The 9,661-nt window shown below is 65.7% G+C and carries 6 protein-coding genes; 3 read left to right on the top strand and 3 right to left on the bottom strand.

From position 1 onward, the window contains the following. Positions 1-107: 107 nt before the first annotated feature. Genes folD through ACN6PJ_RS30540 form a run of 3 tightly spaced genes read right to left on the bottom strand, consistent with a single transcriptional unit; the run spans position 108 to position 3,389 of the window. Positions 108-956, bottom strand: coding sequence for a bifunctional methylenetetrahydrofolate dehydrogenase/methenyltetrahydrofolate cyclohydrolase FolD (folD, locus tag ACN6PJ_RS30550; protein WP_427999399.1), 849 nt, complete (start codon positions 954-956; stop codon positions 108-110). Positions 957-1,011: 55 nt separating this feature from the next. After that, the gene (locus tag ACN6PJ_RS30545) at positions 1,012-1,638 is read right to left on the bottom strand and encodes a response regulator transcription factor (protein WP_043545730.1); all 627 of its coding nucleotides are present in this window, start codon (positions 1,636-1,638) and stop codon (positions 1,012-1,014) included. After that, positions 1,635-3,389, bottom strand: a complete 1,755-nt coding sequence (locus ACN6PJ_RS30540) for a PAS domain-containing sensor histidine kinase (protein ID WP_043545732.1) — start codon at positions 3,387-3,389, stop codon at positions 1,635-1,637. The genes ACN6PJ_RS30545 and ACN6PJ_RS30540 overlap by 4 nt, the downstream gene beginning before the upstream one ends. A gap of 360 nt (positions 3,390-3,749) precedes the next feature. Between ACN6PJ_RS30540 and aceE the strand changes: the two genes are divergently transcribed. From aceE to ACN6PJ_RS30525, 3 genes are all read left to right on the top strand, one after another. Beyond that, positions 3,750-6,458, top strand: coding sequence for a pyruvate dehydrogenase (acetyl-transferring), homodimeric type (aceE, locus tag ACN6PJ_RS30535; RefSeq protein ID WP_427999398.1), 2,709 nt, complete (start codon positions 3,750-3,752; stop codon positions 6,456-6,458). Between the two features lie 12 nt (positions 6,459-6,470). Then, the gene (aceF, locus tag ACN6PJ_RS30530; protein ID WP_427999397.1) at positions 6,471-8,144 is read left to right on the top strand and encodes a dihydrolipoyllysine-residue acetyltransferase; all 1,674 of its coding nucleotides are present in this window, start codon (positions 6,471-6,473) and stop codon (positions 8,142-8,144) included. A 12-nt stretch (positions 8,145-8,156) separates the two neighbouring features. Further along, on the top strand, positions 8,157-9,661 hold a 1,505-nt coding region (locus ACN6PJ_RS30525), incomplete at its 3' end, for an FAD-dependent oxidoreductase (RefSeq protein WP_427999396.1).

Below are 9,661 nucleotides of genomic sequence, written 5' to 3'. Positions count from 1 at the left end.
GTTTTTTCGGCCTGCACAGGGGCGCTGTCTGCCCACGGCCGCATGGGTTTCGCGCGTTGAGCACCTGGGTTCTTGCCCAGGAACTCTCGCGCTTCACCCATCCTACGTCATGCCTTGCGCTCGGCCGCTTCGACGGTATTGACCAGCAGCATGGCGATGGTCATGGGGCCCACGCCGCCCGGAACGGGCGTGATGGCGCCCGCGACTTCCTTGGCGGAGGCGAAGTCCACGTCGCCGCAGAGCTTGCCGTCCGCGCCGCGGTTGATGCCCACGTCGATGACGACGGCGCCGGGCTTGATCATCGAGCCGTCGATCATGCCGGGCTTGCCGGTGGCGACCACCAGCACGTCGGCGCGGCGGGTCTGCGCCGCCAGGTCGCGCGTCTTGGAATTGCAGATGGTGATGGTGGCGCCCGCCTGCAGCAGCAGCATCGCCATCGGCTTGCCGACGATGTTGCTGGCGCCCACGATCACGGCTTCGGCGCCCCGCAGCGCCACGCCTTCCGATTCAAGCATCTTCATCACGCCGTAGGGCGTGCAGGGGCGGAACAGGGGCTGGCCGGTCATGAGCAGGCCGGCGTTGCTGATGTGGAAACCGTCCACGTCCTTCTCGGCCGCGATGGCTTCGATGACCTTGTGGGAGTCCATGTGCTTGGGCAGCGGCAATTGCACCAGGATGCCGTGGATGGACGGATCCCGGTTCAGCTCGCCGATGCGGGCCAGCAGGTCGGCCTCGGTCATGTCGGCGGGGTACTGCTCCTTCACGGAGTGCAGGCCGGCCTTTTCGCAGGCGGCGACCTTGTTGCGTACGTAAACCTGGGAGGCGGGGTCTTCGCCCACCAGCACCACGGCCAGGCCGGGGCGGGTTCCCTTGGCGGCCAGGGCGGAAACGCGCTGGGCGACTTCTTCGCGAATGCGCTGCGACAGGGCGGCGCCGTCAATGATTCTTGCGGTCATGCGGAAACCTCCGCGCTGCGCGCTTCGGTATTCGCCTTGGGGTCGGCCTGACGGCTCATGCATGCGCCTCCGGCTTGGCCAGGGCCACTTTCATCAAATCTGCAACGGTGGTCACTTCGAGTTTTTCCATGATGTTGGCGCGGTGCGCCTCGACGGTCTTGATGCTGATGCCCAGGTCGTCGGCGATCTGCTTGTTCAAGCGGCCGGCGACGATGCGCTCCAGCACCTGCTGCTCGCGCGCGGTCAGGCGCGCCAGCATGGCTTCGTGGTCTTTCTGGGCCTGGTGCTTGCTGACGCGCTGCGTCGCCTGCTCCAGCATGCGCGCCACGATTTCGCGCAGGTCCGATTCATTGAACGGCTTTTCAAGGAAGTCGACCGCGCCCTTCTTCATCGTCGACACGGCCATGGGCACGTCGCCGTGGCCCGTGATGAACACGATGGGCAGCGGCGCGTTGCGGGCGATCAGCTGTTCCTGCAGTTCCAGGCCGCTCATGCCGGGCATGCGCACGTCGGCGATCAGCACGCCGACCTGGCTGGCGTCGTAGTCTTCCAGGAAGGATTCACCGCTGGCATAGGCGCGAACGCGATAGCCATTGGCTTCCAACAGCCAGCGCAACGAATCGCGTACCGCTTCGTCGTCGTCAACTATGAATACCGTGCTCGACAGGTGGGGCGTGTTCATGCGTGCAACTCCTCTGACTGATCGTTCTGGGCCTGCGTCTGGGTCGCAGCGCAGGGCAGGGTAAAGCGGAAGATAGTACCGCCGGCGGGGTTGGGATCCGCCCACAGGCGGCCGTGATGCGATTCAATAATGGTACGGCAGATATTCAGCCCCATGCCCAGGCCCTGGGTCTTGGTGCTGAAGAAGGGTTCGAACAGGCGCTCGGGCTCGGCCAGACCGTGGCCGCGGTCGACCACCGCCACTTCGATGTGCTGGTCGTGCAGGATCACCGCGACCTTGAGTTCGTCGGACTCGCTCTTTTCCATGGCCTCCAGCCCGTTCTTGAGCAGGTTCAGCAGCACCTGCTCGATCAGGATGGGGTCGGCCAGCACGTCGGGCGCGTTCGACGGCACGAAGCTGTCGATGCGGATGCGGCGCTTGCGGGCGTCGATTTCGGCAAAGCCGATGGCGTTGTCCACGATCCGGCCGATCGCCACGCGCTGGCGGCGGGGTTCGCTGCGCTTCACGAATTCGCGGATGCGGCTGATGATCTTGCCCGCGCGCTCGGCCTGCGACGCGGCCTTTTCCAGGGCGGGCAGCAGCATGTTGGGGCTGGTGTGGCCGGCCTTGACCAAAGCCACGGCGCCCATGCTGTAGTTGGCGATGGCGGTAAGCGGCTGATTCAGCTCGTGCGCCAGCGAAGAGGCCATTTCGCCCATCGTGGTCAGGCGGCTGGTGAGCTGGATCTTTTCCTGCTGCACGCGGGAGGCCTCTTCGTGGACGCGGCGCTCGGTGATGTCGCGCGCCACCTGCATGCGCACGCGGCGGCCGTCGGTCCAGGCCAGCATGCGGTGGTGCACTTCGAACCAGCGCTGCACGGAGGGCGCGAAGACCTCCACGGATTCGTCGGTGAAGCGGCCGCGGCGGCCGGCCAGCAGTTCGTCGTGGCCGCCCGTCTGCGCGCCGAACACGCGGCGGTAGGTGCGGTTGGCGAACAGCAGTTCCAGGCCGTCGTGGGTGTCGGCGGTGACCGAAATGGCGTCGTCCAGGCCTTCCAGCACCGTCATGAAGCGCTCGTGCGCGGCGGTCAGGGCCTCGCGGATGCGCTTGGGCTCGGTGATGTCGGTCATGGAGGTCATCCAGCCGATCTGGTTGCCGTTGGGATCCAGCAGGGGCGACACGTACATGCGCGCCGTGAAGCGCGAGCCGTCGCGGCGCTGCGCCTCGACTTCCAGCCCGCTGCTGGGCGTCTTGCCCGACATCAGCACGTCCAGGGTGTGCTGGTGCTGCTCGTGGCGGCCCGGCACCCAATAGGGGAAGGGCGGGCTGCGGCCGATCAGGTCGGCCTCGTTCCAGCCGATCATCCGGCAGAACGCCGGATTCACGTAGGCGATGCGGCCTTCCATGTCGAGCACGCGCATGCCGGTGGACATGGAGTTCTCCATGGCCCGGCGGAAACCGGTCTCGGCGATCAGGGCGGCCTCGGCCGACGAGCGGAAGCGGGTGTAGCGCCACAGCATCAGCAGGCTGATGACGATCACGCAGGACAGCGCCAGCACCACCCAGATGAGGCGCTGCTGGCGCATTTCCTGGTCGATCGTGACGAACATGACGCTGTCGTCATGGATGCGCTGCAACCAGAAGAACACCGCCATCACGCAGATATAGAGGATCAGCACCATTGCTGGCGTGACCCAGTACACGCCCCGCCGGCGAGTGCGGGCGTGATCGTGGAACGGCGTAGGAATATTGGACTTGGGCGCGCTGGACATGGAATTCGGGCCGGATAGACCGCGCATTTTAGTGCGTGTTGGGAGGGAATTGCCGGGAATCGGCTCCTCCATTTAGAGAGGCCCTCTAAAAGTATTGGAAAAGAATGAGGATCGAACGTTCAGCTTTTGGTCAATTTTCCGTATTATGAAATGCCGTACCGCAACATGAAATTTTCCTTGCGACCGGTTACTCTTCTTTCTTAGAATGCCGGCTGATAGGGAACCGACCCAAGCAGGTCTCTAGAACACCCCGACCCATGCATGCATGGTAGCCCGGATGATCCCGGCTACCATGCAGTGTCCGCGAGTAGATGAAATAAGCGGGTGTGGTCACGAACGAACCCAAACAGGAGACACACGATGTCCTCTTTCGCCCAGGCTGGCGCCGTACAGGCTGCCAACGACGAAGACACCCTTGAAACCCAGGAGTGGCTCGAAGCCCTGGCGGCAGTCCTCGACCGTGAAGGACCGCAGCGCGCCCACTATCTGCTCGAACGCCTGATCGATGAGGCGCGCCGTTCCGGCGCCCACATCCCGTTCTCGCCGAACACCGCCTACGTCAACACCATTCCCCCCGGCCTGGAGCCGGCGCACCCGGGCAACCTGGAACTGGAAGCCCGCATCCGCTCGTACGTGCGCTGGAACGCCATGGCCATGGTGGTCAAGGCCAACAAGCACAACCCGCCCGACGGCGGCGACCTGGGCGGCCACATCGCCTCGTTCGCCTCGCTGGCCACCATGATCGGCTGCGGCCAGAACCACTTCTGGCACGCGGAAGACGAAACCCACGGCGGCGACCTGGTCTACTTCCAGGGCCACACCTCGCCGGGGATGTACGGCCGCGCCTACCTCGAAGGCCGCCTGACCGAAGACCAGCTGAACCATTTCCGCCAGGAAGTGGACGGCAAGGGCCTGTCCTCGTACCCGCATCCGAAGCTGATGCCGGACTTCTGGCAGTTCCCGACGGTGTCGATGGGCCTGGGCCCGCTGATGGCCATCTACCAGGCCCGTTTCCTGAAGTACCTGCACGCCCGCGGCATTGCCGACACCAGCAACCGCAAGGTCTGGGTGTTCTGCGGCGACGGCGAAATGGACGAACCCGAGTCGCTGGGCGCCATCGCCCTGGCGGCCCGCGAAAAGCTCGACAACCTGATCTTCGTCATCAACTGCAACCTGCAGCGCCTGGACGGCCCGGTGCGCGGCAACGGCAAGATCATCCAGGAACTGGAAGGCGACTTCCGCGGTTCGGGCTGGAACGTGATCAAGCTGATCTGGGGCGGCTACTGGGATCCGCTGCTGGCGCACGACAAGGAAGGCATCCTGCGCCAGATCATGGAAGAAACCGTCGACGGCGAGTACCAGGCGTACAAGGCCAACGACGGCAAGTTCGTGCGCGAACACTTCTTTGGCAAGCACCCCAAGCTGCTGGAAGCCGTGTCGCGCATGAGCGACGAGGACATCTGGCGCCTGAACCGTGGCGGCCATGACCCCCACAAGGTGTACGCGGCCTTCAAGTCGGCCAGCGACCACACCGGCCAGCCCACCGTCATCCTGGCCAAGACCATCAAGGGCTACGGCATGGGCCACGTCGGCCAGGCCAAGAACCCGACCCACCAGCAAAAGAAGCTGGAGCTGGACTCCATCCGCGAATTCCGCGACCGCTTCGGCATCCCCATCCCGGACGACAAGCTGGCCGACCTGCCGTACTTCAAGCCGGCCGAAGACTCGCCCGAAATGAAGTACCTGCACGAGCGCCGTGCCGCGCTGGGCGGCTACCTGCCGCGCCGCCGCGCCAAGGCCGACGAGCAGCTCAAGGCCCCCGCGCTGGACGCGTTCAAGGCCGTGCTGGAGCCCACCGCGGAAGGCCGTGAAATCTCGACCACCCAGGCCTTCGTGCGCATCCTGAACCAGGTCCTGCGCGACAAGGAACTGGGTCCGCGCGTCGTGCCGATCCTGGCCGACGAATCGCGCACCTTCGGCATGGAAGGCCTGTTCCGCCAGATCGGCATCTATGCGCCGGAAGGCCAGAAGTACACGCCGGTCGACAAGGACCAGGTCATGTACTACAAGGAAGCGGCCGACGGGCAGCTCCTGCAGGAAGGCATCAACGAAGCGGGCGCCATGAGCTCGTGGATCGCGGCGGCCACGTCGTACTCCTCGAACAACCGCATCATGATCCCGTTCTTCATCTATTACTCGATGTTCGGGTTCCAGCGCATCGGCGACCTGGCCTGGGCGGCCGGCGACATGCAGGCGCGCGGCTTCCTGCTGGGCGGCACCGCCGGGCGCACCACGCTCAACGGCGAAGGCCTGCAGCACGAAGACGGCCATAGCCACATCCTGGCCTCGACCATCCCGAACTGCGTCTCGTACGACCCGACGTTCGGCCACGAGCTGGCCGTGATCGTCCAGCATGGCCTGAAGCGCATGGTGGAAGACCAGGAAAACGTCTACTACTACCTGACGGTGATGAACGAAAACTACCCGCAGCCCGGTCTGACCCAGGGCGACGAGGAAGGCATCATCAAGGGCATGTACAAGCTCAAGTCGCATGGCAAGGGCAAGAACCGCGTCCAGCTGATGGGCTCGGGCACCATCCTGCGCGAAGTCATGGCGGCCCAGGAACTGCTGGAAGCCGATTGGGGCGTGGCCTCGGACCTGTGGAGCGTCACCAGCTTCACCGAGTTGCGCCGCAACGGCCTGGACGTCGAGCGCCACAACATGCTGCACCCCGAAGAGAAGAAGCCTCAGGTGGCTTACGTCACCGAACAGCTGGCCAAGACGGAAGGCCCGATCATCGCGTCGACCGACTACATGAAGCTGTTCGCCGACCAGATCCGTCCGTTCGTGCCCAAGGGCCGCGAATACAAGGTGCTGGGCACCGACGGTTTCGGCCGTTCGGACTTCCGTTCGAAGCTGCGCGAGCACTTCGAGGTGGACCGCCATTTCGTCGTGCTCGCCGCGCTGCGCGCGCTGGCCGATGAGGGCAAGGTGCCTGCCGCCAAGGTGGCCGAAGCCATCAAGAAGTACGGCATCAACCCGAACAAAGCCAACCCGCAATACGCCTGAGGGTAAAGAGACATGAGCAACGTCGTGCAAATCAAGGTTCCCGATATTGGCGACTTCAAGGAAGTCGAAGTCATCGAGGTGCTGGTGGCGGTGGGCGACACGATCAAGGCCGAGCAAAGCCTGATCACGGTCGAATCCGACAAGGCGTCGATGGAGATCCCGGCCTCGCAGGGCGGGGTGGTGAAGTCCATCAACGTGAAGGTGGGCGACAAGGTCGCCGAAGGCACCGTGGTGCTGGAAGTGGAGGGGGGCGCCGCCGCGGGCGATGCCGCCGCGCCGGCCGCCAAGGAAGAAGCGCCCAAGGCCGAGGCCAAGGAAGCGCCCAAGCAGGCCGCCGCCGCGCCCGCCGCCCGCGCCGAGGCTGCCGCGCCGGCCGCCGCCAGCGGCCCGGTCGAGATCGAAGTGCCGGATATCGGCGACTTCAAGGAAGTGGAAGTCATCGAAGTCATGGTCGCCGTCGGCGACACCATCAAGGCCGAGCAGAGCCTGATCACCGTCGAGTCCGACAAAGCCTCGATGGAAATCCCGGCCTCGCAGGGCGGGGTGGTCAAGGAAGTGAAGGTCAAGGTCGGCGACAAGGTCGCCAAGGGCTCGGTCGTGGTCGTGGTGGAGGGTGCCGCGCCCGCCGCCGCGGCGCCGGCCGCCAAGGCCGAGGCCGCTCCCGCGCCGGCCGCCAAGGCCGAAGCCGCCCCGGCTCCGGCGCCTGCCGCGCCCGCGCAGCGTCCCGCTCCGACCGCCGCGCTCGAAGACGCCGGCCTGAAACCCGGCCAACTGCCGCACGCTTCGCCGTCCGTGCGCAAGTTCGCCCGCGAACTGGGCGTGAACCTGAGCAAGGTCAAGGGCACCGGTCCGAAGGAACGGATCACCGCCGACGACGTGCGCGGTTTCGTCAAGCAGGCGCTGGCCGCCGGCCCGGCTGCCGCCTCCGCGGGCGGGTCGGCCGATGGCGCCGCGCTGGGCCTGCTGCCGTGGCCGAAGATCGATTTCACCAAGTTCGGCCCGATCGAAGCCAAGCCGCTGTCGCGCATCAAGAAGATCTCCGGCGCGAACCTGCACCGCAACTGGGTCATGATCCCGCACGTCACCAACAACGACGAAGCGGACATCACCGACCTGGAAGCGCTGCGCGTCACGCTGAACAAGGAAAACGAGAAGTCCGGCATCAAGGTCACGATGCTGGCCTTCCTGATCAAGGCCGTGGTCGCGGCCCTGAAGAAATTCCCCGAGTTCAACGCCTCGCTGGACGGCGACAACCTGGTGCTCAAGCAGTACTACCACATCGGTTTTGCGGCCGACACGCCCAACGGGCTGGTGGTGCCGGTGATCCGCGATGCCGACAAGAAGGGCATCCTGCAGATCGCCCAGGAAATGACCGAACTGTCCAAGAAGGCGCGCGAAGGCAAGATCTCGCCCGCCGAAATGCAGGGCGGCTGCTTCTCGATCTCGTCGCTCGGCGGCATCGGCGGCACCTCGTTCACGCCCATCATCAACGCGCCCGAAGTGGCCATCCTGGGTGTGTCGCGCTCCTCGCACAAGCCCGTCTGGGACGGCAAGCAATTCGTGCCGCGCCTGATCGTGCCGCTGTCGCTGTCCTATGACCACCGCGTCATCGACGGCGCCGCCGCTGCCCGCTTCAACGCCTATCTGGGCGCCTTGCTGGCCGACTTCCGCCGCATCGCGCTGTAAACGGGGAGCCCTATGAGCAATACCGTTCAAATCAAAGTGCCGGACATCGGCGACTTCAAGGAAGTTGAAGTCATCGAGGTGCTGGTGGCGGTGGGCGACACGATCAAGGCCGAGCAAAGCCTGATCACGGTCGAATCCGACAAGGCGTCGATGGAAATCCCCGCGTCGCAAGGCGGCGTCGTGAAGTCCGTCAACGTGAAGGTGGGCGACAAGGTCGCCGAAGGCACGGTCGTGCTCGAAGTCGAAGCGTCGGACGCCGCCGCCCCGGCCGCCAAGGAAGCCCCCAAGGCTGCCGAAGCGCCGAAGCCGGCAGCCCCCGCCGCCCCGGCTCCGGCCGCCGCGCCCGCCGCGGCCAGCTTCAAGGGCTCGGCCGACGGCGAGTACGACGTGCTCGTGCTGGGCGCCGGCCCCGGCGGCTATTCCGCCGCCTTCCGCGCCGCCGACCTGGGCCTGTCCGTGGTCCTGGTCGAGCGCTACGACACGCTGGGCGGCGTCTGCCTGAACGTGGGCTGCATTCCGTCCAAGGCGCTGCTGCACAACGCGGCCATCATCGACGAAGCCCGCGAGCTGGCCGCCCACGGCATCAGCTTCGGCGAACCCAAGATCGACCTGGACAAGCTGCGCGGCTACAAGGATAGCGTCGTCGCCAAGCTGACCGGCGGCCTGGCCGGCATGGCCAAGGCGCGCAAGGTCACCGTGGTGCAGGGCGTGGGCGAATTCGCCGACCCCAACCACCTGGCCGTCACCGGCAAGGACGGCAAAGTCCAGACGCTGCGCTTCAAGCAGGCCATCATCGCCGCCGGCAGCCAGTCGGTGAAGCTGCCGTTCCTGCCCCAGGACGACCGCATCGTCGATTCCACCGGCGCCTTGCTGCTGCGTGAAATCCCCAAGAAGATGCTGATCATCGGCGGCGGCATCATCGGCCTGGAAATGGGCACGGTGTACTCCACGCTGGGCGCGCGCCTGGACGTCGTGGAAATGCTGGACGGCCTGATGCAGGGCGCCGACCGCGACCTGGTCAAGGTCTGGCAGAAGAAGAACGCCGGCCGCTTCGACAACATCATGTTGAAGACCAAGACGGTGGGCGCGGAAGCCAAGAAGGACGGCATCTACGTCAGCTTCGAGGGCGAAGGCGCTCCCAAGGAGCCCCAGCGCTACGACCTGGTGCTGCAGGCCGTGGGCCGCAGCCCCAACGGCAAGAAGATCGGCGCCGACAAGGCTGGCATCGCCGTGACCGACCGCGGCTTCATCGAGGTCGATCGCCAGATGCGCACCAATGTGCCGCACATCTACGCCATCGGCGATATCGTGGGCCAGCCCATGCTGGCGCACAAGGCCGTGCATGAAGGCCACGTGGCGGCCGAAGCCGCTGCCGGCCAGAAGTCCTTCTTCGACGCCCGCGTCATCCCGTCGGTGGCCTACACCGATCCGGAAGTCGCGTGGGTCGGCCTGACCGAGGACGAAGCCAAGAAGCAGGGCATCAAGGTCGAGAAGGGCGTGTTCCCCTGGGCCGCCTC

The organism is Achromobacter sp., from assembly GCF_050285585.1.
Lineage (GTDB): Bacteria > Pseudomonadota > Gammaproteobacteria > Burkholderiales > Burkholderiaceae_B > Achromobacter.
The sequence above is the reverse complement of the archived record's forward strand: the minus strand, read 5'-3'. Positions and strand labels throughout refer to the sequence as shown.